Source organism: Halomonas maura (assembly GCF_030409305.1).
Taxonomy (GTDB): Bacteria; Pseudomonadota; Gammaproteobacteria; order Pseudomonadales; family Halomonadaceae; genus Halomonas; species Halomonas maura.
Genome location: NZ_JAUFPQ010000012.1, coordinates 58403 through 81545 on the forward strand (window position 1 = coordinate 58403; position 23143 = coordinate 81545).

Genomic DNA, 23143 nt, shown 5'->3' on the forward strand with positions numbered 1-23143 from the left:
GGATCGAAGAGCGCCGGTCATCGATCGAAAGGCTGGGTCGCCAGGGCATCGACCAGCGCCTCGAGGCCGAAGATCGTGCGCATCGTGGCACTCATGGCGTGGGCATCCATCTCGATGATGTGGCCGTTCTTCACCGCCGACATCTCGCGCGCCACGGGATCGTTGTGCAGGAAATCGAGCTTGGCTTCGACGCTGTCCGCCGCGTAGCGGCGGCGATCCATGCGGGCCACCACGATGATGTCCGGGTCGGCCCGGGCGATCGATTCCCAGCCGACGGTCGGCCATTCCTCGTCTGACTGGATGACATTGCGGATGCCGAGCTTATCCATCATGTAGCCAGGCGCGCCGAGCCTTCCGGCGACGTAGGGATCCGCCGAGCCGTCGGGTGAAGAGAACCAGAAGACCGCCGACAGGTCATCGGGAAGGGCCAGGTCCTTGGCCCTGGAAATGGCGTCTTTTTCGCGAGCCTCCAGGTCGTCTACCAGGGTGTCGCCCGCCTGTTGAACGTCGAAAATGGTGGCCAGCTCGTGGATGCCCTTGTAGATCGAACCGGTCGAGAAGGCGGCGGTGCGGGTGCCGTCGCCGCCGGTGGCATTGTCCTTGGTATCGCAGTCGGCGGGCATGATATAGGTATTGATGCCCAGGTCATGGAACTGGTCGCGGGTCGCCACGCTGCCGGTGGGGCCGACGTGCCACTCGTACTGGACGGCGACCAGTTCCGGCTTGCGCTTCACCACGCCCTCGAAGCTCGGGTCATTGTCGGCGATGCGCTCGATATCGGCATTGCGTTCGCGGAACTGCGGCAGCACCGGATTGAACCAGACCGAGGTGCCAACGACGCGATCGGCGACGCCCAATGCATAGAGGATTTCGGTAGCCGACTGGCCGACGGTGACGGTGCGATCCGGTGCGGAAGCGACGTGAATTTCCCGGCCGCAATTCATCACCGTCAGTGGAAAATGGGTCGCCTCTGCCACGGCGGATGAGGCAGGGACGAGCGAGAGCATTGCCAGTACCTTGCGAGCGAGAGTCATGCGGCTGTGTCCAGGTGGGGGGATGAGGTGGCCGACCGGCGCCAGGAGATTGCCACGAGTTTCGATGCCTTTTCCACTCCCTTCGACTCGCTCTCTGCGGCATGCGCGCGAGGCTGATCGAGTGATCTTGATATTATGTTATAACATATCATTTTTGACTGGCAAGGTCGGCGGGGCGCTTGCCGTGTCGATTGCGCGGGGCACGGCCGGTACCTTAGGATACCCGTTCGAAGACAGGTGCCCCTGATGGTCAGGGGATAATCGGGAAGTATGGTAAGGCCTCGGCCGATTCCATCGCTGCCCCCGCAACGGTAATGAAGCGCGATCTGCGACGACCACTGGCGTCCCGCCGGGAAGGTGCAGATCACGACATGCTGCCTCGGCAGATGTCGCCTTCGAGCCCGGAGACCGGCCTGTCGTTCCGTGTCATCCCATAACGGTGCGGTGGGCACCGAAAGGATCCCTCATGTCCATGACTTCCGTGTCTTCCTCCGGGCGGGTTTCCCGTTCCGTCTCCCCGGTCTCGATGGCCTGCCAGCGTGCGGCCGTCGTGCTCTTCGGTGCTCTCGTGCTCTACGCCGTGGGGTTCCTGCCGATGAGTGCGGCGCACAACGCGGCGCACGATAGCCGGCACTCCTTCGTGTTCCCCTGCCACTGACGCGACCAGGAGACATGCCGATGTTACGTCCGCTGCGTTCGCTGGTGTTCTTCGCCTGCCTGATCGGCACCGTCCTGGGACTGGCCACGACGGCCATGCAGTCCCTGGGCGTCACCCCGATCCTGCTGGCTGCCGAACAGTACGAGACCGCCGGGGGGCACGAGCCCGCCGAGCATGCCCACCGGCACGATGGCCAGGCGGGCCATCACCATGACGAGGCGACCTGGGCCCCCGACGACGGGGGGGAGCGGCTGTTCTACACGGCCGTCTCCAACATCTTCGCCGGGATCGGCTTCGCCGCCGTGCTGCTGGTGCTGATGAGCCTGCTCGGCGAGCGTGGCCGGTTGAGGATGACGCCATGGCACGGCCTGGTGATGGGCGGGCTCGGCTTTCTCGCGGTGTTCGTGGCGCCCTCCCTCGGCCTGCCGCCCGAAATTCCCGGCGCGGCGGCGGCGCCGCTCGAGGCACGCCAGTGGTGGTGGCTCGCCACGGTCGCCTCGGCTGCGGCCGGCCTGGGGCTGCTGATCCTGGCGCGAGGCTGGGTCCGCGGCATCGGGCCGGCGCTGCTGCTGGTGCCCCATGCCTGGGTGCCCGGCCACGACGGCCCGCTGTTCACGCACCCGGATCCGCAGGCCGTGCAGGCCTTGGGCGAGCTGCACCACGCCTTCCTCTGGGCCTCCGGCCTGACCAACCTGGCCTTCTGGCTGCTGGCCGGCCTGCTGTGTGCCATCGCCCTGCGGCGTCTCCAGGAGACGGCGACGATGCCCGGTCCGGCGACGTGAGGATGCCATGACCGCCGTGCCCGAGTTTCCCTTCGTCGCCGTCGTCGGCCAGCCGGCGCTCAAGACCGCGCTGCTGCTCAACGTCATCGATCCGCGCCTCGGCGGCGTGCTGATCAGCGGCCCCAAGGGCAGCGCCAAGTCGACCCTGGCCCGGGCGCTGGCGGCGATCCTGCCGGACGACGCCGAGGGCCGGCGCCCGTCGCTGGTCAGCCTGCCGCTGGGCGCCAGCGAGGAGCGCCTGACCGGCAGCCTGGACCTGCAGCGGGTGCTCGCCGAGGGCGAGGCGCGCTTCCAGGAGGGCCTGCTGGCCCGCGCCGACGGTGGCCTGCTGTACGTCGACGAGGTCAACCTGCTGGCGGACTCGCTGGTCGACCTGCTGCTCGACGTGGCGGCCAGCGGGGTCAACCGCGTCGAGCGCGATGGCCTGAGCCACGCCCACCCGGCGCGCTTCAGCCTGATCGGCACCATGAACCCCGACGAGGGCGAGCTGCGCCCCCAGCTGCTCGACCGCTTCGGCCTGTGCGTCGAGCAGGCGGCGAGCCCCGGCGTGGCCGAGCGCGTGGCGATCCTGCGCCAGCGCGAGGCCTTCGACCGCGACCCCCGGGCCTTCGTCGACGCCCACGAGGCCGAGCAGGCGGCGCTGACCCGGCGCCTGGCCGAGGCCCGCGAGCGGCTGGGCGCGATCACGGCCGAGCCCTGGGTCTACGCGCATATCGCCGAGCGCAGCGAGCCCGCCGGCGTCGAGGGCATGCGCGCGGACGTGACCTGGCACCGTGCCGCCCGGGCCCACGCGGCCTGGCACGGCGAGGCGCGGGTCAGCCGGGCGGATCTGGACGCCGTCGAGCCCTGGGTGCTGGCCCACCGCCGCACCGTCGCGCCCGAGGCGCCGCCCGACGACGGCGCGGGCGGCCATGGCCCCGACCGGGGCGGGCCGAACCCGCACGATCCGGGCCGCGATCGCTCGGGCCACCAGCACCAGGGCGGCGCCTCGCAGGCGCCGGCCTTCGGCGGCTCACATGAGCCGGGTGCCGATTCACAACCCCAGGGCCAGTGGGGCGCCATGCCGCCGGTGGCGCAGCCGAGCGTGAGCGCGCGGATGCCGTCGCTGCCCGACGCCACCAGCGCCGAGTCGAAGAGCGGCGTGGCCTCGCGTTCGTCCGCCTCGTCGAGCCGGCGACCCGGCCGTCAGGCGGGGCAGCGTCGCACTCGAGGCTCTCAACAAGACCGCCGTGAGACGGCGCGCCCGGACTGGTTCGCGACCCTGGTCGAGAACCGCGGGCAGTGGCCCTGGCGGCGTCTGCGCTATCGGCGCCCCCGCACGGGCCAGCCGATGCTGCACCTCGTGCTGCTGGACACCTCCGCCTCGACCCTCGGCCGGCACCTGCTGGGCCGCGCCAAGGGCGTGGTCGACTGCCTGGCGCGCCAGGCCTACGCCGCCCGCGAGCAGATCGCGGTGCTGGGCTTTGGCAACCAGGGTGTGGCCACCCTTCAGCCCAGGCGTCGCGCGCCCAAGGACCTGCTCGAGCGGCTCGACGCCGCGCCCGGCGGCGGCGGCACGCCGCTGCGCGAGGCCGTGCGGCACGCGGCGCGGCTGGTCCGCCAGTGGCGTCGCCAGGACGCCGGCCTGCACGTGCGTACCTACCTGATCACCGACGGCCGCACCCGCCAGCCGCTGAGCGGCCTGCCGCCGCTCGGCGACTGCGTGGTCGTGGATACCGAGAGCGCCGCCGTGAAGCGCGGGCGGGGACGCGACATCGCCCGTGCGCTGGGCGCCGATTACCGGCCGCTGGCCGGCCTGGAGGCTTCCCCGTGAAAGACACGAGCACGCACGAGAACGCCGTCAGCTGCCCGGCGGTGTTCGTCGCCGCGCCGGCCTCGGGCCAGGGCAAGACCACGGTGACCGCGGCGCTGGCGCGGATGCTGCGCCGCCGGGGCCGGGTGGTGCGGGTCTTCAAGACCGGCCCCGACTACCTGGACCCGCGGGTGCTGGCCCAGGCCTCGGGCGAGCCGGTCGATCAGCTCGACCTGTGGATGGCCGGCGAGGCCTACTGCCGCCAGCGCCTGTTCGAGGCCGCCCGCGAGGCCGACCTGATCCTGGTCGAGGGCGCCATGGGGCTGTTCGACGGCGAGCCCTCCAGCGCCGATCTCGCCGCGCTGTTCGGCCTGCCGATGGTCATCGTCATGGACGTCAAGGGCATGGCCCAGACCGCGGCGGCGCTGGTGGCCGGCCTGGCCGGCTTCCGCGATGACGTCCGGATCGCCGGGCTGATCGCCAACGCCTGCGGATCACAGCGCCATCGCGAGCTGATCGAGGCGGCGCTGCCGGCGAGCGTGCCGCTGCTGGCGGCGATGCCCCGCGATCCGGCCCTGGCGCTGCCCGAGCGGCACCTGGGGCTGGTCCAGGCCGAGGAGATCCGCGACGACCTGGAGGCGCGCTTCGACGCCGGCGCCGAGGCGCTCGCCGCCGAGGGCCTGGCCGAGGCCCTGCTGGGGCTGCCGCCGGTGGCCTTCACCCCCGCGCCCAGCGAGGCGGCCGCGCCGCCGGCCTGGCTGGCCGGTCGCACCATCGCCGTGGCGCGGGACGCCGCCTTCAGCTTCGTCTATCAGGCCAACCTGGACCTGCTCGAGCGCATGGGGGCGAGGCTGTGTTTCTTCTCGCCGCTCACCGATCGCGCCCTGCCGGCCTGCGACGCGCTGTGGCTGCCGGGAGGCTACCCGGAGCTGCACGCCGCCGGCCTGGCCGCCAACGCCGCGCTGCGCGACGACATCCGCCGGGCCTTCGCCGCGGACCTGCCGATACTCGCCGAGTGCGGCGGGCTGCTCTATTGCCTGGAGACGCTCACCGATCAGCAGGACGAGACCCACGCCATGCTGGGGCTCTTGCCCGGCGCGGGCGCCATGCGCGGGCGGCGCGGCTGCCAGGGCATGCAGACCGCCGAGCTGCCCGAGGGGCCGGTTCGCGGCCACGCCCATCACCGCTCCCAGGCCAGCGGCACGCCGGCGCCCATCGCCCATGGCCGGCGCCAGCGCCATCCTGCGCCGGGTGAGGCGATCTACCGCTCGCGGCGCCTGACGGCGTCCTACCTGCACCTGTTCTTCCCCGACAACCCCGCCGCCGTGGCCCGCCTGTTCGGCGCGGACGCGGTCGAGGCCGACGGCTGTTTGTCCCCCCAAGCCTCGCTGACCGACTCGACAAAGGAATGCCAAGCATGAAACTCGACAAGATTCCCGCCACGGTGGTCACCGGCTTCCTGGGCAGCGGCAAGACCACGCTGCTGGCCGGCATCCTGCGTCAGATCACCGGCAAGCGCATCGCCGTCATCGTCAACGAGTTCGGCGAGCAGGACATCGACTCCAGCCTGCTGCGCGGCTGCGCCATCGGCTGCGAGGAAGAAGGCGCGGTGGCGCTCGACGAGGACGGCGGCATCTATGAGTTGGCCAACGGCTGCATCTGCTGCACGGTAGAAGAAGAATTCCTGCCGGTGATGAAGAAGCTGGTGGCCCGCCGCGACGACATCGACCATATCCTGATCGAGACCAGCGGCCTGGCGCTGCCCAAGCCGCTGGTGCAGGCCTTCAACTGGCCGGAGGTGCGCCAGCACTGCACCGTCGACGCCATCATCACCGTGGTCGACGGCCCCGCGGTGGCCGCCGGCCGCTACGCCAGCGACGTCGACCGGGTGGAGGCCCAGCGCCTCGCCGACGACAGCCTGGATCACGACCCCAGCCTGCGCGAGCTGCTCGACGACCAGCTGAGCGCCGCCGACCTGGTGCTGGTCAGCAAGAGCGACCTGCTCTCGGCGGACGAGCGGCGGCGGGTCGAGGCGCTGGTGGCCCAGAAAGTCCCCGTCTCGGTGAAGACGCTGTTTATCGATCCGAGCCTGGCCGCCGACGCGAGCCGCCTGGAGGCCCTGATGGGCATCGGCGCGGCGAGCGAGCAGGGCATCGACCGCATCGACAACCACCACGATCGCCACCACGCCGAGGGCGCCCATCACGACCACGCCCACGACCACTTCGACGGCGTGGTGATTCGCCTGGGCGAGGTCGACGCCGAGGCGCTGGAGGCGCGCCTGGCCGCGCTGCTCACGGCCCACCAGATCTATCGCGCCAAGGGCTTCGCGGCGATTCCCGGCAAGCCCATGCGCCGGGTGATCCAGGCCGTCGGCGAGAGGCTGGACGGCTACTACGATCGGCTGTGGGCCCAGGACGAGCCGCGCCATACCGAGCTGGTCGTCATCGGCCGGGGGCTCGACCGCGAGACGCTGCAGACCGCCCTGGCGGGCGCCGAGAGCGCGACGCCCGCCTGATGCACCTGTTCGCGGCCAAGCCCGGGGGCTTCGTCGACGACGAGGGCATCGTCGACCTGCAGCAGGCGCCCGCCGAGGTCGTGATCCTGTCGGCCGCCGACAGCAGCCTGTCGGCGCTGGCCCAGGCGGTCGAGCGGCTGGGAGACGACTATCCCTCGGTGCGCCTCGCCAACTGGATGAACCTGGTCAAGCCGGCCGCCTATGACCTCTACGAGGACCGGGTGCTGGAGCACGCGCGCCTGGTGATCGTCTCGCTGCTCGGCGGCAGCGCCTACTGGCGGTACGGCCATGAGCGACTGCTGGCCTGGGCGGCGGCGGACTCGACACGGCGGCTGATCCTGGTGCCGGGCTGCGACGCCCCGGACGACGCCCTGCTGGAGGCCTCCAGCGTGTCGTTCGATGCCGCCTATCGGGTGTGGCGCTACCTGCGCGAGGGCGGCGCCGACAACGCCGAGCAGCTGCTGCGCTTCGTCGCCGCGGAATGTCTGGACGCCGAAGGTCTGCAACAGGGCCCGGGAACGCCGCTCGCGTGGCGCGAGCCCCGGGCGATTCCCTCGGCGCTGCTCTATCTGCCGGATGCGGCAGGCGACGGCCGGAATGCCACGCTCGCCGAGTGGCGAAAGGCGAGTGACCCCTCGCGCCCGGTCTGCCTGCTGCTGTTCTATCGCAGCCACCTGCAGGGCGCCAACACCGCGGTGCTGGACGGCCTGATCGCGGCGCTCGAGGCCGAGGGCCTGGCGCCCCTGGCGGTGGCGGTGTCCTCGCTGAAGGAAGAGGCCTGCGTGGCCTTCGTCGATCACCTGATCGAGCAGACCGGTGCCGGCCTGGTGGTCAACACCACCGGCTTCTCGGTCAACCGCGAGCCCGACGAGGGCGAGGTCGCCGGCGGCGCGCTCGGCGAAGAACGGTATGAGGAGCTGGACAGCCTGTTCGTCGGTCGGCCGGTGGTGCTGCAGGCGATACTCGCCAGCAGCCCCGAGGAGGACTGGCGCGACAAGGCCGCCGGCCTGCACAGCCGCGACGTCGCCATGCAGGTGGTGCTGCCGGAGATGGACGGGCGCGTCATCACCCGGGCGGTGGGCTTCAAGGCCGAGTCCCACTACAGCGAGCGCTGCCAGCTGTCGGTGACCCGCCATCGCCTGCACCCCGAGCGCGCCGCCTTCGTCGCCGCGCTGGCCCGGCGCTATGCGCGGCTGCGCCACACGCCGAACGCCGACAAGCGCCTGGCGCTGGTGCTGGCCAACTATCCCGCCCGGGACGGCCGCATCGGCAACGGCGTCGGCCTGGATACCCCGGCCTCGACGGTCCAGCTGCTGCGCGCGCTGGAAGACGCCGGCTATCCGCTGGCGGACCGGCCCGTGGACGGCGACGAGCTGATCCGCCGGCTGCAGGGCAGCGTGACCAACGACCCGCAGTCGCTTGCCTGGCGCGGCAGCTGGCAGAGCCTCGCCGTCGACGACTACCTGGCCTGGTTCCGCACCCTGCCGGATTCGCTGCAGGAGGCGGTCTGGCGGCGCTGGGGCGCCCCCGAGGACGACCCCAAGCATCGCCAGGGCCGGCTCTTGATCGCCGGCATTCGCCTCGGCGAGACCTTCGTCGGCATCCAGCCGGCACGGGACATCGACACAGGTCTGGACGACGCCCCGGACGCCGATCCGACCAGGAGCTACCACGACACCGAGCTGGTGCCGCCCCATAGCTACCTGGCCTTCTACCTGTGGCTGCGCGAGCACTACCGGGTGGACGCGGTGATCCACGTCGGCAAGCACGGCAACCTGGAGTGGCTGCCCGGCAAGAGCACCGCGCTCTCGGCCGAGTGCTGGCCGGACGTCGCCCTGGGGCCGCTGCCGCACTTCTATCCCTTCATCGTCAACGACCCGGGCGAGGGCGCCCAGGCCAAGCGCCGCAGCCAGGCGGTGATCATCGACCACCTGATGCCGCCGCTGGCCCGGGCCGAGCTCTACGGCGATCTGGCCGAGCTCGAGTCGCTGACCGACGAGTACTACCAGGCGCTGGGCATGGACCCGCGCCGCGAGGCCCTGCTGCGCGAGCGCATCCTCGACCACCTGAAGCGCACCGGCATCGACGCCGAGCTCAGCCAGTCGGCGGCTAACGCGGATGACGCCTGCCAGGGCGACGATGAGCGCCTGCTCAACGAGCTCGACACCTACCTGTGCGACATCAAGGAGGCCCAGATCCGCCACGGCCTGCACGTACTGGGCACCCTGCCGCCGGCGGACAAGCGGGCGGCGACCCTGGTCGCCATCCTGCGCCTGCCGCGGGGCGAGGGCCCCGAGCGCCAGGGCCTGCTGCATGCCCTGGCCGACGATCTGGGGCTGCGCGAGCCGGATGGAAAGGGCATCCGTTTCGATCCGCTGGCCGCCGGCGCCGAACCCTGGCCGGGGCCGCGGCCGGCGGCGCTGATGGATCTGAGCGATGCGCCCTGGCGCAGCGCCGCCGACACCCGCGAGCGCTTGGAAAAGCTCGCCGAGCGGCTGGTCGAAGACCATGTGCTGGCATCCGGCGTCGTCCCGGCATCCGGCGACCTCGAGGCGCTGGCCCGCGACTATCCGGCCACCGCGGCGCTGTGTCGCCACGCCCGCGACGGCCTCTGGGCCGCCATGCGCCACGGCGCCGAGCGGGAGATCGGCGCGCTGCTCGACGGGCTCGACGGGCGCTGCGTGCCGCCCGGCCCGAGCGGCGCGCCCAGCCGCGGCCGGCTCGACGTGCTGCCCACCGGGCGCAACTTCTTCAGCGTCGACAACCGCGCCGTGCCGTCGCCCGCCGCCTGGTCGCTGGGCGAGGCCTCGGCCCAGGCGTTCGTCGAGCGCTACCTGCAGGACCACGGCGACTACCCGCGCCGGCTGGGGCTGTCGATCTGGGGCACCGCCACCATGCGTACCGGCGGCGACGACATCGCCCAGGCCCTGGCACTGATGGGCGTGCGGCCGATCTGGTCGCTGGGCTCCCAGCGGGTGGTCGACGTGGAGGTGATCCCCAGCATGCTGCTGGGCCGCCCCCGGGTGGACGTCACCCTGCGGGTCTCCGGCTTCTTCCGCGACGCCTTCCCCCACGTCATCCGGCTGTTCGACGCCGCGGTGCGGGCGGTGGCCGACTACCACGAGCCGGGCAATGGCAACACCATCCGCGCGGCGGTCGAGGCGCGCCGCGACGAGCTCGAGGCCGCCGGGCTGTCGCCCGAGGCGGCCGAGCGGGAGGCCGGCTACCGGGTGTTCGGCAGCCGGCCAGGCGAATATGGCACCGGCCTGAACCGGCTGATCGATGGCCGGGGCTGGGACGACGCCAGTGAGCTGGCCGAGGCCTATCTCGCGGCCGGCGCCTACGCCTACGGCCAGTTCCCCGAATCCGGCGCCGGGGCACGGCGCGCCTTCGAGCGCCAGCTCGGGGGCCTGCAGGCGGTGATGCACAACCAGGACAACCGCGAGCACGACATCCTCGATTCCAGCACCTACTACGCCTTCCAGGGCGGCATGGCCAACGCCGGCCGCGCCCTGGGCGGCGAGGCGCCGGCCGTCTATCACGCCGACCACGCCAACCCGGCGCGGCCGCGGATCCGCACCCTGAAGGAGGAGCTGGCCCGGGTGATCCGCTCCCGGGTGCTCAATCCCAAGTGGATCGAGGCCATGCGCGAGCACGGCTACAAGGGCGCCTTCGAGATGGCCGCCACCGTGGACACCCTGTTCGCCTACGACGCCACCACCGAGCTGGTGGCCGACTACCAGTACGCCCAGGTGACCGATGCCCTGGTGCTCGACGAGGCCAACCAGCGCTTCCTGCGCGAGCACAACGCCGCGGCGCTGGAGGAGATGGCCGAGCGGCTGCTGGAGGCGGTCCAGCGCGGCCTGTGGGAGGACGCCGGCGAACGCGGCACCGCTCTGCAGGACCTGCTGCTCGAGTTCGATGAGCGGCGGGAGACGGCGTCTTGAAAGGGCGCGTCTCGACCACGTCACCCCGCGTTCGCGGCTGGTGCCCCGGCGCCTGGCGGCCCATGGCCACTGGCGACGGCCTGCTGGTGCGGGTGCGTCCCGAGATGGGCCGGCTCACCCGGGCGCAGGGACTGGCGCTGTGCGACGCCGCCGAGACCTGGGGCAGTGGGCTGATCGAGCTCACCCGCCGCGCCAATCTGCAGCTGCGCGGGGTGAGCGAGGCCGGCTGGCCCGCGCTGATGGCCCATCTCGTCGAACACCGCCTGGTGGCCCCGGACGCCGAGGCCGAGCGCCGCCCGGCGTTGCTGCTCGCCCCGGACTGGCGCGACGGCGATGCCACCCATCGGGCGGCGCGTCTGCTGCAGGAGCGCCTCGACGCCTGGCCGACGCTGCCGGGCAAGTGGGGCCTGGCCCTCGACGCCGGCCCATTGCCGGCGCTGACCGAGGCCTCCGCCGACCTGCGCCTCGAACGCTCGCGCGAGGGCGGCCTGCTGGTGCGGGCCGACGGGCGCGCCCTGGGCACCCCGGTCGACGATGTCGAGGCCGCCGTCGCGCTGATGACGCGCCTGGCGCGGTGGTTCGTCGACGCCGGCGGCCTCGAGGCCGGGCGCATGCGGCGCTTCACCGCGCCGCTGCCGGAGTGGGCGGCGGCCGTCGCCGTGCCGGCGGCAGCGTTCGATGATGCGCCGAGCCTGGCGCTGGGCGCGCATCCCGCCGGCCGGGTGGTCGGGCTGCCCTTCGGCCGGGCGCCGGCTTCGACGCTGCGTGCCGCGCTCGCGTCCGAGGCGATCACCGGGATTCGGGTGACGCCCTGGCGACGCCTGCTGCTGGAAGGCAGGCGCATGAACATGAACGACGGCGGCGGCGAGCCGCCCGCGGGCCTGATCCATGACGCGCGCGACCCGCGGCTGGCCATGGACGCCTGCCCGGGCGCGCCCTACTGCGCCCAGGCCAGCGTGGCGACCCTGGGCCTGGCGCTTTCGATGGCCGAGAAGTGGAGAGAGCGCCTGGCCGAGCGGCGGGATGAGCGCACTGGCCAGCGAGATATCGGCCGAGTGCATATTTCCGGCTGCGCCAAGGGCTGCGCCCGAAGCCGCCCGGCCGAGCTCTGCCTGACGGGGCGCGATGGCCGCTTTGACCTGATTCTGGGCGGACGCGCCGACGACACGCCGGTCGCGACCGGCCTAAGCGAAGCCGAGGTATTGGCTGCTCTGAAGGAGAACAAATAGGGATGCCTTACGTCTATGAAACTGACGGACCGGCGATCTACCGGGAGTCCTTCGCCATCATACGGCGCGAAGCCGAGCTTTCTCGCTTCTCGCCCGAGGAGGAGCCGGTGGCCGTGCGCATGATCCACGCCGCCGGCCTGGTGGCGCTGGCGCCGCACGTCCATTTCCGCGACGACGCGGTGAGCCGCGCGCGGGCGGCGCTGGAGGGTGGGGCGCCGATCCTCTGCGACGCGCGCATGGTCGCCGAGGGCATCACTCGCCAGCGCCTGCCGGCGGACAACGCCGTGATCTGTACCCTGCACGACGAGCGGGTGCCGGGCCTGGCCCGCGAGATGGCCAACACCCGCTCGGCGGCGGCACTGGAGCTGTGGCGGCCCCATCTGGACGGCGCGGTGGTGGCGATCGGCAACGCGCCGACCGCGCTGTTCCACCTGCTCAACATGCTCGAGGACCCGGACTGCCCGCGCCCGGCGGCGATCGTCGGCTGCCCGGTGGGCTTCGTCGGCGCGGCGGAGTCCAAGCAGGCGCTGTGGCAGAGCGGTGCGGCGCCCTGCGCCATCGTCGACGGCCGGCTCGGCGGCAGCGCGGTGACGGTGGCCGCCATCAACGCCATGGCGGATCGCCGCGAATGACGACGCCCGAGACTCTTTCCTGCACTACACCCGGCACGATTTATGGGGTGGGCCTCGGCCCCGGCAGCCAGGACCTGATGAGCGTGCGCGCCGACCGGCTGATCCGCGGCGCCACCCACGTTGCCTTCTTCCGCAAGAAGGGGCGCACCGGGCACGCCCGCACCATCGTCGAGGGCATGCTGGCGCGTGATGCCGTCGAGCTGCCGATGGAGTATCCGGTCACCACCGAGATTCCCTTCGATGACCCGCGCTATAACGAATGGCTGGCGGCCTTCTACGCACGCCAGGTCGCGCAACTGAGTGAGATCGCCGGGGCCGGCCACGACGTGGCGGTGCTCTGCGAGGGCGATCCCTTCTTCTACGGCTCCTTTATGCACCTCTATACCCGCTTGCAGGGAAGGGTGGCCGTGGAAGTGGTGCCCGGCATCACCGGCATGTCCGCCGCCTGGACGGCAACGGGCCGGCCCATCACCTGGGGCGACGACGTGCTGACCGTGCTGACCGCGACCCAGCCGGAGGAGAGGCTGGCCGAGCGCATCGCGCGCACCGACGCCCTGGTGGTGATGAAGATCGGCCGCCACCTCGACAAGCTGCGCCGCGCGCTGGAAAGCGCCGGCCGCGCGGACGAGGCCTGGCTGATCGAGTACGCCTCCATGGCCCAGCAGCGGGTGGTGCCGCTGCGCGATGCCGGCGAGCGCGTGCCCTACTTCTCGATCCTGGTGATCCATGGCGACGGGAGGCGGCCATGAGCGATCAAGGATGGCTGAGGATTGTCGGTTTGGGGCCGGGCAGCGAGGCGCTGATCACTCCGGAGGCCTCGAGCGCGCTGGCACAGGCCACCGACGTTGTGGGCTACGTGCCCTACGTCGAGCGGGTCGCGCCGCGGACGGGGCTGACCCGCCACGGCTCGGACAACCGCGAGGAGATCCGCCGTGCCGAGCAGGCGCTCGAGATGGCCGCCGAGGGCCGTCGGGTGGTGGTCGTTTCCTCGGGCGACCCCGGCGTGTTCGCCATGGGCGCGGCGGTGTTCGAGGCGCTGGAGGCGGGCGAGCCGGCCTGGCGGGCGCTGGACATCCAGGTGCTGCCGGGGGTCTCGGCGATGCTGGCCGCCAGCGCGCGGCTCGGCGCGCCGCTGGGCCACGACTTCTGCTGCCTCAACCTCTCCGACAACCTCAAGCCCTGGGCGCTGATCGAGAAGCGCCTGCGGCTGGCCGCCGAGGCCGACTTCGCCATGGCCTTCTACAACCCGCGCTCCCGCTCGCGGCCGGAGGGCTTCGCCCGGGCCCTGACGGTGCTGCGCGAGGCCTGCGGCGACGAACGCCCGATCATGTTCGCCCGCGCGGTCTCCACGCCGGAGGAGCGCCTGCGCGTCACCACCCTGGGCGAGGCGACGCCGGAGATGGCCGACATGCGCACCCTGGTGATGGTGGGCTCGAGCCTGACGCGACGGATCCCGGGCAGGGCGGGAGAAGAGGGCGAGTGGGTCTATACGCCGCGTTCGGTGCCGTCTTCGGAAGCGGCGCAATGATGAGAGGGTGTTTACAATTGTCACGAGCGACGGTCGGGGCTAGGCCCGTTCCCTACGGGCCAACGCATTTCCCACGTCCTTGTGGGTCACAAGGCGAAATCTGCCGCAAAACGGACCGGGCTCGCGTGCGAGTTTACGAGGTTGTAAATGAGCATTTTAAGGCTGATTTCAACGTCGCATGGCCGAGCGCAGTAATTTGTAGACACCCTCTACCCCAGCCAGTGGAGTACGTCGTCGACCCTGTGCGCCTCGCGGCGGGGCGGCAGCGCCGGTCGGTCGATCATCACCACCGGCAGCCCCAGTTCGCGGGCGGCGGCCAGCTTGGCCGCGGCCCCCGTGCCGCCGGCGTTCTTGCACACCAGGCGCTCGACACCGTGTTCGCGCAGCAGGGCCAGGTCGCCCTCGCGGGTGAAGGGGCCGCGGTCGACGGTCAGGGTATGGCGCGCCAGCGGCGGCGGGGTGTCGGGCCGGTCGACCAGCCGCAGCACGTAGTGGTGCTCGGGGCGGACGGCGAAGGCGGCCAGATGCATGCGGCCGATCGCCAGCAGCACTCGCTGCGGCGGGCCGGAAAGCGCCGCCACCGCCGACTCGATGCTATCGACCCGCTGCCAGTCATCGCCCTGCTGTCCACGATCGCCCTGCTGAGGCGCCCAGGGCGGCCGGGTCAGGGCGAGCAGTCGGGTGCCCGTCCGCGCGGCCGCGGCCACGGCATTACGGCTCATCCGCTCGGCGAAGGGATGGGTGGCGTCGACCAGGTGGGTGATGCGCTCCGCCGTAAGGAAGGCGGCCAGCCCGTCCACGCCTCCGAAGCCGCCGACGCGGGTGGGCAGCGGCTGCGGCTTGGGCGCGGTGACGCGACCGGCATAGCTGAACAGCGCGGGAATCTCGCGCTCGGCCAGGGCGCGGGCCAGGGCGCTGGCTTCGGTGGTACCGCCGAGAATCAGGACTTTCATGGAAGCTTCTTGAGCTCTTTTCACTTTCAAACACTTGGCAGAAGGAGCGCCGGTGACAAGCCGAAGCGAGGGGTTTTTGCCATGGGTGAGGCGATTCTCGCCGAACGGGTTGGCCATGGATGGCCAACACCGGCCCTGCAAGCGAAGCAGGATGCGAGAGCGCAGCAGGGCAAAAGTAGCGCCCAAGGATGGGTTCACAGCGCCCTCGCGGCGGCTTGGCGCCGGAAAAGCCCAGCTCTTTTAGCGGGACTCGGATGATGACTGACGCGGACGACGCTCCCTGGCTGACGGTGGTGGGCTGGGGCGAGAGTGGCATGGCCGGGCTCACGCCGGCAAGCCGCGAGGCGCTGGAGGCCGCCGAAGTGGTGTTCGGCGCCCGGCGCCACCTGCGCCTGCTGCCGTCGCTATCCGCCGAGGTGCGCGAGTGGCCGGTGCCCTTCGCCGACGGCATCCCTGAGCTTTTGGCCGAGCGCGGCCGCCGGACGGTGATGCTGGCCTCCGGCGATCCCTTCTGGTTCGGCGCCGGCGCGACGCTGGCGCGGCATCTCGCCCCCGACGAGTGGCGCTCGCTGCCGTCGCCGTCGACCTTCAGCCTGGCGGCCTCACGCCTCGGCTGGTCACTGGAGGGCGTGAGCTGCCATGGGCTGCATGCCCGGCCGCTGACGCGCCTGCGCCCGCACCTGCATCGCGGGCGCCGCCTGCTGGTGCTGCTGCGCGACGGCGCGGCCGTGATGGCGCTCGCCGAGTGGCTCGGACGCGTCGGCTTCGGCGCCAGCCGGCTCCACGTATTGGAGGCGCTGGGCGGCAATAAAGAGCGAGAGCGCGTGCGCATGCTGCGCGCCGACGCCGACCTGCCAGACGACATCGCCCATCCGGTGGCGGTGGGGCTCGAGGTCGACGGCGACGGGCCGGCGCTGCCGCTGACGCCCGGACGGCCGGACGCCTGGTTTTCTCACGACGGCCAGATCACCAAGCAGGCGGTGCGCGCCGCCACACTTGCCGCCCTGGCGCCGGCGCCGGGCGAGCGGCTGTGGGACATCGGCACCGGCTCGGGCTCGGTGGCCATCGAATGGCTGCTGGCCCACCCGGACAACCGCGCCCTGGGCATCGAGCGCGACGCCGAGCGGGCCGAGCGGGCCCGGTGCAACGCCCGGGAGCTCGGCGTCGACTGGCTCGAGGTGATCGAGGGCGACGCCGCGGCGCTGCTGGCGGAGTCGCTCGCCTCGGGGAAGGAACTGAGAGAGGCGCCGTCGCCCGATGCGGTGTTTATCGGCGGCGGGCTCTGCGAGGCGCTGCTGGAGGCGCTGTGGGCGCGCCTACCGGCGGGCGCGCGGCTGGTGGCCAACGCGGTCACCCTGGAGTCCGAGGCGCTGCTGGCCCACTGGCAATGCCGGGCCGGCGGCGAGCTGGTGCGCCTGGAGCTGTCGTCGGCGGCCGCCCTCGGCACCCGGCGCGGCTGGAAGGCTGCCTATCCCATCGTGCAGTGGCGGGTCGTGAAATGAACGGCGAAATGAGCGGTGCGATGAACGGCGCGATGAAGGGGAAAGCGATGAGGATCGCGGGCTTCGGCTTTCGCCGCTCGGCGACGCTCGCCTCGCTCGCCGAGGCGCTGGAGCGGCTCGAGGCGCGCCACGGCCCGGTCGACCGGCTGGCGGCGGCCGAGAGCATGCGCCCGCGGGTCGAGGCGCTGGGCGAGGCGCGGGGACTCGCGACCCTGGGTGTGCCCGACGCCGCGCTGCCCTCGGCCGAGACCCTCACCCGGTCCCGGCACAGCCGGCAGGCCCGCGGCACCGGCAGCGTCGCCGAGGCCGTGGCGCTGCTGGCGGCGGGCCCGGGGGCGGCGCTGCTCGGCCCGCGGCTGACGTCCATGGATCGGCGCGCGACCGCCGCGATGGCGAGCGCCGTTCCGACAAGAGACACCCCGGCAGGAGAGACCCCATGACCGTTCACTTCATCGGCGCCGGCCCCGGCGCGCCGGACCTCTTGACGCTGCGCGGGCGCGACCTGATCGCCGCCAGCCCGGTGTGCCTCTACGCCGGCTCGCTGGTGCCCGGTGCGATCCTCGCGCATTGCCCGGCGGACGCCCGCGTCATCAACACCGCGCCGCTGTCGCTCGACGAGATCATCGACGAGATGGCGGCAGCCCACGCGGCGGGCCAGGACGTGGCCCGGCTGCACTCCGGGGACCCGTCGGTGTGGTCGGCCATGGGCGAGCAGCTGCGCCGGCTGCGCGCGCTGGGCATTCCCTACGCCATCACCCCCGGGGTGCCGGCCTTCGCCGCGGCGGCCGCCACCCTCGGCCAGGAGCTGACGCTGCCGGGGGTGGCGCAGTCGGTGGTGCTGACCCGCACGCCGGGCCGGGCCAGCGCCATGCCGGACGGCGAGACACTTGGCAACTTCGCGCGCACCGGCGCGACCCTGGCGATCCACCTGTCCATCCATAACCTGGAGCACGTGGTGGCGGAGCTCGCGCCTCGCTACGGCGACGACTGCCCGGTGGCCATCGTCTGGCGGGCCAGCTGGCCCGACCAGACGGTGATCCGCGGACGGCTCGACACCATCGCCGCGCGGCTCGACCCGGCCATCAACCGCACCGCGCTGATCCTGGTCGGCCCGGCGCTGGCAAGCGAGGACTTCGACGACAGCCGCCTCTATGCCATCGGCTACGATCGCCGCTTCCGGCCGCAGTCGGCGGACTCGCCCTTCGCCGATACAGGCGAGGTGCCGAGCGACGAGCGAGGCGCATCATGATCCGGCTCTCGCTGATCGGCATCGGCACCGGCAATCCCGAGCACGTCACCCTGGCCGGCGTGCGCGCGCTGCGGGCGGCGGAGCTGATCCTGCTGCCGCGCAAGGGCGAGGCCCGCGCGGACCTGGTCGATCTGCGCCGGCTGCTGTGCCGCAATCTGCTCGATGAGGCCGCGCACTCCCGGGTCGTGGAGTTCGACCTGCCGCGCCGCGACGGCCGCGACGACTACCTGGGCGCGGTGGACGACTGGCACGCGGCGATCGCCGAGGTGTGGCGCGCGCAGATGTCGCATCACCTGCCACAGGGCGGGCGGGTCGCCATGCTGATCTGGGGCGACCCCTCGCTCTACGACAGCAGCCTGCGCATCGCCGAGCGTCTGAAGGGGGCGGGGCAGGACGACGGCATGGCGCTGGCGGTCGAGGTCGTGCCGGGCATCACCAGCCTGCAGGTGTTGACCGCCGAGCACCGGATTCCCCTCAACGCCCTGGCCGAGCCGGTGCAGATCACCACCGGGCGGCGCCTGCGCGAGCGCGGCTGGCCCGAGGACGCCGCCAGCGTCGCCGTGATGCTCGACGGCGGCGGCGCCTTCCAGGCGCTGGCGCCGGAGGGGCTGCACATCTGGTGGGGCGCCTACCTGGGCATGGACAAGCAGTGCCTGATCGACGGCCCGCTGGACGCGGTGGGTCCGGCCATCGTCGAGCGCCGCGCCGCGCTGCGCGAGCGCCACGGCTGGATCATGGACGTCTATCTGCTGGCGCGGACGCCGCTGCTGTCACGAACGCCGGGCGGAAGGCCGTCACCGTTATCATCCCCCGATTCAAGGAGACCCCGATGAAGCACGTCGACCCCGAGCGCCACGCTGAGCGCATGGCCCACAAGCAGCGGATCATGAACGAGCGGATCGCCGCCGCCGACAAGGAGCGGGGCGTGCTGCTGGTGCTCACCGGCCCCGGCAAGGGCAAGAGCAGCTCCGGCTTCGGCATGGTCGCCCGCGCCCTGGGCCACGGCATGCAGGTCGGCGTGGTGCAGTTCATCAAGGGCAAGTTCCAGACCGGCGAAGAGGCCTTCTATCGCCAGCTGCCGGGCGTGGACTACCACGTCATGGGCGAGGGCTACACCTGGGATACCCAGGACCGCGAGCGCGACGTGCGCGCGGCCGAGGCGGCCTGGGCCGAGGCCCGGCGCATGCTGGCCGACCCGGCCTATGCGCTGGTGCTGTTCGACGAGCTCAACATCGCCCTGCGCCACGGCTACCTGGAACTCGACCGGGTGCTCGACGACCTCCAGGGCCGCCCGGCCATGCAGCACGCGGTGGTCACCGGCCGCCACGCCCCCGAGGCGCTGATCGAGCTGGCCGATACCGTGACCGAGATGAAGGTGGTCAAGCATGCCTTTAAAGACCAAGGGGTAAAGGCGCAGAAGGGAATAGAACTGTAGCAGCCCCGGCTCTGAAGTTACCGGATGAGCGCCGGGGACAAGAAGGCGCGAGGGTCCTGCGCCAGGGGTGAGGCGGACTCCGCCGAACGGGTTGGCCATGGATGGCCAACCCCGGCCCTGCGAGCGGAGCGGGACGCGAGAGCGAAGCAGGGCGTCGGTAGCGCCCATGGATGGGTTCACAGCGCCCTCGCGACTGCTTGGCGCCGGGTAAGCTCATCATCCTGCAGTTCAGTGCTATGCCACAAACAGTATTTTCAGGAGACCGCCGCATGGCAGACCCGAACGGGCGACCCGACCACGCCTTCCCCGAGGCGCAGCGCGACGGCCTCTACCGGGCCATCTTCGAGCGCCGCGACGTACGTGCCCAGTTCCGCCCGGACCCGATCCCGTCCGAGGTGCTGGCACGCCTGCTCGAGGCCGCCCACCATGCGCCCTCGGTGGGCTTCATGCAGCCCTGGGACTTCCTGTTGATCGACAGCCGCGAGCTGCGCGAGCGCGTACACGCCATCTTCGAGCGCGAGAACGCCAGGGCGGCCGAGGCCCATACCGGCGAGCGCGGGGCGCTGTATCGCCGCCTCAAGCTGGAGGGCATCCTCGAGAGCCCGCTCAACCTGTGCATCACCTGCGACCGAAGCCGCGGCGGCGAGCACGTGCTGGGCCGCCAGAGCATCGTCGACACGGACCTGTTCAGCACCTGCCTGGCGGTCCAGAACCTGTGGCTGGCGGCCCGCGCCGAGGGCATCGGCGTGGGCTGGGTCAGCATCCTCGACCAGTTTGATCTGGCCGAGGTGCTGGGCCTGCCGGAGCATGTCTACCCGCTCGCCTACCTGTGCCTGGGCTACGTCGACGACTTCCTCGACCGCCCGGAGCTGGCCCGGGCCGGCTGGCGCCAGCGCCTGCCGCTGGCCGAGCGGGTACATGGCAATGGTTGGGGCGAGGCGCCGGACGCGCCGGCGCTGTTCGACGCCCTCGCGGCCAGGTAGGGCGAGCGATGAGCGCGCCGGGTCCAGGGAGCCATACGGAAGGGGAGCAGATGGCCACCTAGGTCGGTGTCGGGTCCGAAGCCGGCGTCATGTCCGGCCGGAGCCCTACCGTCCCGGTGGCCACTCGTCATGGGGCGGAAGCTCGTCCTCATGCGCCAGCCAGGGCACGTCATGTGATCGCCAGAGATGAACGGTTGGGCACATCCCGGGAGCGTCGTCCAGTGTCGGAACCCGAGGGATGACGTGGGACTGTTCCGTCCGCTCCCATTGGGCCGCCTCATGCTGCAGCCTTTGCCCGACAACGGCCTCATGTCAGTCTCGGAGGCGACGCCAGTGGGTGACGCCGGAGCCACCCCCTTCCTGAGGGCTGGGGGTGTCAGGGGGACGAATCAGGATGTAGAACAGCTTCTCCATATTCAGATGGCTTGCACAAAGGATGAGCATGCTGAATGGTATATGAGTATTGCCCGGCATCAAGAATGCTTGTGATCATCCCTGATGAAACGGCCCTTTCGGGAGGATAGATGCAATTTTGGCGTTTCGATCAAACTGCCCCCGCTCTGGGTCAATTGTTGCACAGTACCTACGACCCCCTCCTTGTTAGCTTATCCCTTGCGATTGCATGCTTTGCTGGCCTCACGGCCTTGATGCTGACTGACCGCATGGTGGCCGCCCCGTCGGCGACCATCAAGGCTTGGTGGCATGCTGGTGGAGCGACGGCTATGGGTTGCGGCATATGGGCCATGCATTTCACTGCCATGCTGGCCTTTTCCGTGGAAGGTCATCCCCGCATGCAGTACACCCTAGGCTTGACGGCCGTGTCGCTAGTACCGGCTGTGCTAGGGAGTGCGGCGGCTCTGCACTTGATGGCGCAACCACGTGTCGAGGTGCGAGATCTGCTTTTGGGCTCATTGTTGATGGCCATCGGGATCGGCAGCATGCACTACACCGGCATGGAAGCGATGCGCATGGAGGGACTGCGCTACAGCTTCCCGCTGTTCGTCCTCTCCATCGTGGTCGCTTTCCTGCTCGCTCTGGCGGCGTTGTCTCTGCACTTCCGGGTGCGAAGTCTACCGACGTTATCGGAGAGCGGACTTAGGGTGGCAGCAGCGGGTTTCATGGGATGTGCCGTCGCCGGTATGCACTATACAGCGATGGAGGCGGCGCTGTTCTATGAAACGCCTTCATCCGCAACAGGCGCGGTCGCACATAGACGACTGCTGTCTGATGGTGTCATGGCGGCGGCCATCGGCAGCTTCGCCGGCCTGATACTTGGCTTGAGCCTGTTGGTAACGTGGGTAGATCGGCAGAGATCGATTCAACGGATGCTGAAACACCTCGCCAATACAGATACGCTGACGGGACTACCTAATCGGACTTACTTCCGGCAACGGCTGGAGAGTGCTCTGTCTCATAGCAGGCGGCATGGTGACTCCCTGGCTGTATTCTTCATCGATCTGAATGATTTCAAGTCCATCAATGACAGCCTCGGTCATGCCACTGGTGATAGGGTCCTGCAGGAATTTGCAGCACGAATCACCGCTCCTCTTCGCAGCAACGATCTCGTGGCACGCTTCGGAGGTGATGAATTCGTTATTCTGGCCCATGACCTGATCGTGCCTGAGGATGCCATCAGGATTGCACAGAGAATCCTGCACATCATGGATCGGCCAATCGAGTTCGATAACTGGAAGCTGCATGCTCAACCCAGCATTGGTATCAGCTTCTATCCTGATGATGGTGACCATGCTGAAACACTCATCAAGCATGCCGATGACGCCATGTATCAAGCCAAATCCAATGCACTTGGATATCACTTGTACGACAAGGCGCAGACCGAGGGAGCCATGCTGCGTGTTCGGCTCGAAAACGACTTGCGTGATGCATTGAACCAAGAACAGCTCTTTCTTCAGTATCAGCCCGTTGTCGACCTGAATACCTATGAGTGGGTGGGGATTGAAGCCTTGTCGCGATGGCGACATCCTGAGGAAGGAGAGGTATCGCCGAGCATGTTTTTGCCGCTGGCGGAGCGCACGGGATTAATCATGCAACTTGGTGAATTGGCCCTGATGCAGGCCTGTCGCCAAGGTCGTATCTGGCTGGACGCGGGTCTGGAGTTTGGCCGAATAGCGGTCAATGTGTCGGCATTCCAGCTTGCCCGGCCGGACTTCGCGTCGGAGCTAACGCATATACTGGATGTGACCGGAATGCCTCCAAACTGCTTGGCACTGGAGATCACGGAGTCAAGCCTGATGGAGCCGGAACAGGCAACCATCGAGAGCCTAGGCGAGCTTCGTGATATGGGCGTGACTCTGGTCATTGATGATTTTGGTACTGGCTACTCGTCTCTAAGCTATCTCAAGACACTGCCGGTCAATGCGCTGAAACTCGATCCTGGCTTTGTGAAAGGGGCCCTCAATGATCCTCGAGATCAAGCTATTATCCGGGCAGTAGCTGATATAGGCTCAGCGCTGGGATTTACTGTGCTCGCTGAGGGGGTCGAGACTGAGCAGCAAGGGCAGTTGGTATTGCAGCTCGGCTGTCTTCTGGGGCAGGGCTTCTTCTTTGCCAAGCCTTCAAGTGTCGAGGCAATCACGAAGGAATTGAGTCTGAGGGAATGCCAAGGATTTCCTTCACAATCAGGCATATAGGATGGGATTTGGTGGTGGATGGCCGAGAAGTTCCGGACACATCGCCAGTGGGTTGTAAACCTGTTCTTGGGCGCTACCTTTGCCATCCATGGCAAAGGGTCCTCGCTTACGCTTTGTCTGATAACTGCCTGCGCTCGCCCGTCCGGCGTTAAAAATCGGCTCGTGCACGAGCCCGGTCAAAGTACTCATTTACACCGCGTAAACTCCTTCTTTTGACTCGCGACCTCCATGTCGCTCGCTCTGCGAGCAG

General features: G+C 70.1%; 19 protein-coding genes and 1 riboswitch. Of the genes, 17 read left to right on the forward strand and 2 right to left on the reverse strand.

Features of this window, described 5'->3' with window-relative positions; translation table 11 throughout:
• Nucleotides 1-17 precede the first annotated feature (17 nt).
• Entirely contained in the window at nt 18-1034 is a 1017-nt protein-coding gene (locus QWY76_RS05745; RefSeq protein ID WP_290310155.1) for an ABC transporter substrate-binding protein, read from the reverse strand.
• Between the two features lie 218 nt (nt 1035-1252).
• Nucleotides 1253-1465, forward strand: a riboswitch (cobalamin riboswitch).
• Nucleotides 1466-1500: 35 nt separating this feature from the next.
• Here QWY76_RS05745 and QWY76_RS05750 point away from each other — a divergent pair.
• From QWY76_RS05750 to cobJ, 10 genes are read left to right on the forward strand one after another with little or no spacing between them, the layout of a single operon-like run.
• Nucleotides 1501-1692: a CbtB domain-containing protein gene (locus QWY76_RS05750; RefSeq protein WP_290310156.1), complete on the forward strand. Its 192-nt coding sequence runs from the start codon at nt 1501-1503 to the stop codon at nt 1690-1692.
• A 20-nt stretch (nt 1693-1712) separates the two neighbouring features.
• Entirely contained in the window at nt 1713-2474 is a 762-nt protein-coding gene (locus tag QWY76_RS05755; protein WP_290310157.1) for a CbtA family protein, read from the forward strand.
• 7 nt (nt 2475-2481) lie between these two features.
• Entirely contained in the window at nt 2482-4287 is a 1806-nt protein-coding gene (locus tag QWY76_RS05760) for an AAA family ATPase (RefSeq protein ID WP_290310158.1), read from the forward strand.
• Nucleotides 4284-5687, forward strand: coding sequence for a cobyrinic acid a,c-diamide synthase CobB (locus tag QWY76_RS05765; protein WP_290310159.1), 1404 nt, complete (start codon nt 4284-4286; stop codon nt 5685-5687). Before QWY76_RS05760 ends, QWY76_RS05765 begins: the two co-directional genes overlap by 4 nt.
• Nucleotides 5684-6784: a cobalamin biosynthesis protein CobW gene (gene cobW, locus QWY76_RS05770; RefSeq protein WP_290310160.1), complete on the forward strand. Its 1101-nt coding sequence runs from the start codon at nt 5684-5686 to the stop codon at nt 6782-6784. Before QWY76_RS05765 ends, cobW begins: the two co-directional genes overlap by 4 nt.
• Nucleotides 6784-10731 carry a cobaltochelatase subunit CobN gene (cobN, locus tag QWY76_RS05775; protein WP_290310161.1) on the forward strand — a complete coding sequence of 1316 codons (3948 nt, stop codon included), beginning with the start codon at nt 6784-6786 and terminating at the stop codon, nt 10729-10731. Before cobW ends, cobN begins: the two co-directional genes overlap by 1 nt.
• Complete coding sequence (locus QWY76_RS05780; RefSeq protein ID WP_353960394.1) at nt 10728-11960, forward strand: ferredoxin-like domain-containing protein; 1233 nt, start codon at nt 10728-10730, stop codon at nt 11958-11960. The genes cobN and QWY76_RS05780 overlap by 4 nt, the downstream gene beginning before the upstream one ends.
• 2 nt (nt 11961-11962) lie before the next feature.
• On the forward strand, nt 11963-12592 hold the full coding sequence (locus QWY76_RS05785; RefSeq protein ID WP_290310162.1) for a precorrin-8X methylmutase: 630 nt from the start codon (nt 11963-11965) through the stop codon (nt 12590-12592).
• On the forward strand, nt 12589-13341 hold the full coding sequence (gene cobI, locus QWY76_RS05790; RefSeq protein WP_290310163.1) for a precorrin-2 C(20)-methyltransferase: 753 nt from the start codon (nt 12589-12591) through the stop codon (nt 13339-13341). Before QWY76_RS05785 ends, cobI begins: the two co-directional genes overlap by 4 nt.
• The gene (gene cobJ, locus QWY76_RS05795) at nt 13338-14120 is read left to right on the forward strand and encodes a precorrin-3B C(17)-methyltransferase (protein ID WP_290310164.1); all 783 of its coding nucleotides are present in this window, start codon (nt 13338-13340) and stop codon (nt 14118-14120) included. The genes cobI and cobJ overlap by 4 nt, the downstream gene beginning before the upstream one ends.
• Before the next feature lie 209 nt (nt 14121-14329).
• Here the strand turns inward: cobJ and QWY76_RS05800 are convergent, their stop codons facing one another.
• The gene (locus tag QWY76_RS05800) at nt 14330-15073 is read right to left on the reverse strand and encodes a cobalt-precorrin-6A reductase (protein WP_290310165.1); all 744 of its coding nucleotides are present in this window, start codon (nt 15071-15073) and stop codon (nt 14330-14332) included.
• Between the two features lie 254 nt (nt 15074-15327).
• Here QWY76_RS05800 and cbiE point away from each other — a divergent pair, with 254 nt between their 5' ends.
• From cbiE to QWY76_RS05835, 7 genes are all read left to right on the forward strand, one after another.
• On the forward strand, nt 15328-16575 hold the full coding sequence (gene cbiE / locus QWY76_RS05805; RefSeq protein WP_435388955.1) for a precorrin-6y C5,15-methyltransferase (decarboxylating) subunit CbiE: 1248 nt from the start codon (nt 15328-15330) through the stop codon (nt 16573-16575).
• A 47-nt stretch (nt 16576-16622) separates the two neighbouring features.
• The gene (locus tag QWY76_RS05810; RefSeq protein ID WP_290310167.1) at nt 16623-17015 is read left to right on the forward strand and encodes a cobalamin biosynthesis protein; all 393 of its coding nucleotides are present in this window, start codon (nt 16623-16625) and stop codon (nt 17013-17015) included.
• A complete protein-coding gene (cobM, locus tag QWY76_RS05815; protein ID WP_290310168.1) occupies nt 17012-17824 on the forward strand; it encodes a precorrin-4 C(11)-methyltransferase in 813 nt (270 codons plus the stop codon). Before QWY76_RS05810 ends, cobM begins: the two co-directional genes overlap by 4 nt.
• Nucleotides 17821-18657 carry a precorrin-6A synthase (deacetylating) gene (gene cobF, locus QWY76_RS05820; RefSeq protein WP_290310169.1) on the forward strand — a complete coding sequence of 279 codons (837 nt, stop codon included), beginning with the start codon at nt 17821-17823 and terminating at the stop codon, nt 18655-18657. Before cobM ends, cobF begins: the two co-directional genes overlap by 4 nt.
• Complete coding sequence (gene cobO / locus QWY76_RS05825; RefSeq protein WP_290310170.1) at nt 18654-19259, forward strand: cob(I)yrinic acid a,c-diamide adenosyltransferase; 606 nt, start codon at nt 18654-18656, stop codon at nt 19257-19259. Before cobF ends, cobO begins: the two co-directional genes overlap by 4 nt.
• Nucleotides 19260-19528: 269 nt before the next feature.
• Entirely contained in the window at nt 19529-20242 is a 714-nt protein-coding gene (gene bluB / locus QWY76_RS05830; RefSeq protein WP_290310171.1) for a 5,6-dimethylbenzimidazole synthase, read from the forward strand.
• Between the two features lie 524 nt (nt 20243-20766).
• Complete coding sequence (locus tag QWY76_RS05835; protein ID WP_290310172.1) at nt 20767-22893, forward strand: putative bifunctional diguanylate cyclase/phosphodiesterase; 2127 nt, start codon at nt 20767-20769, stop codon at nt 22891-22893.
• The last annotated feature ends 250 nt before the right edge of the window (nt 22894-23143 follow it).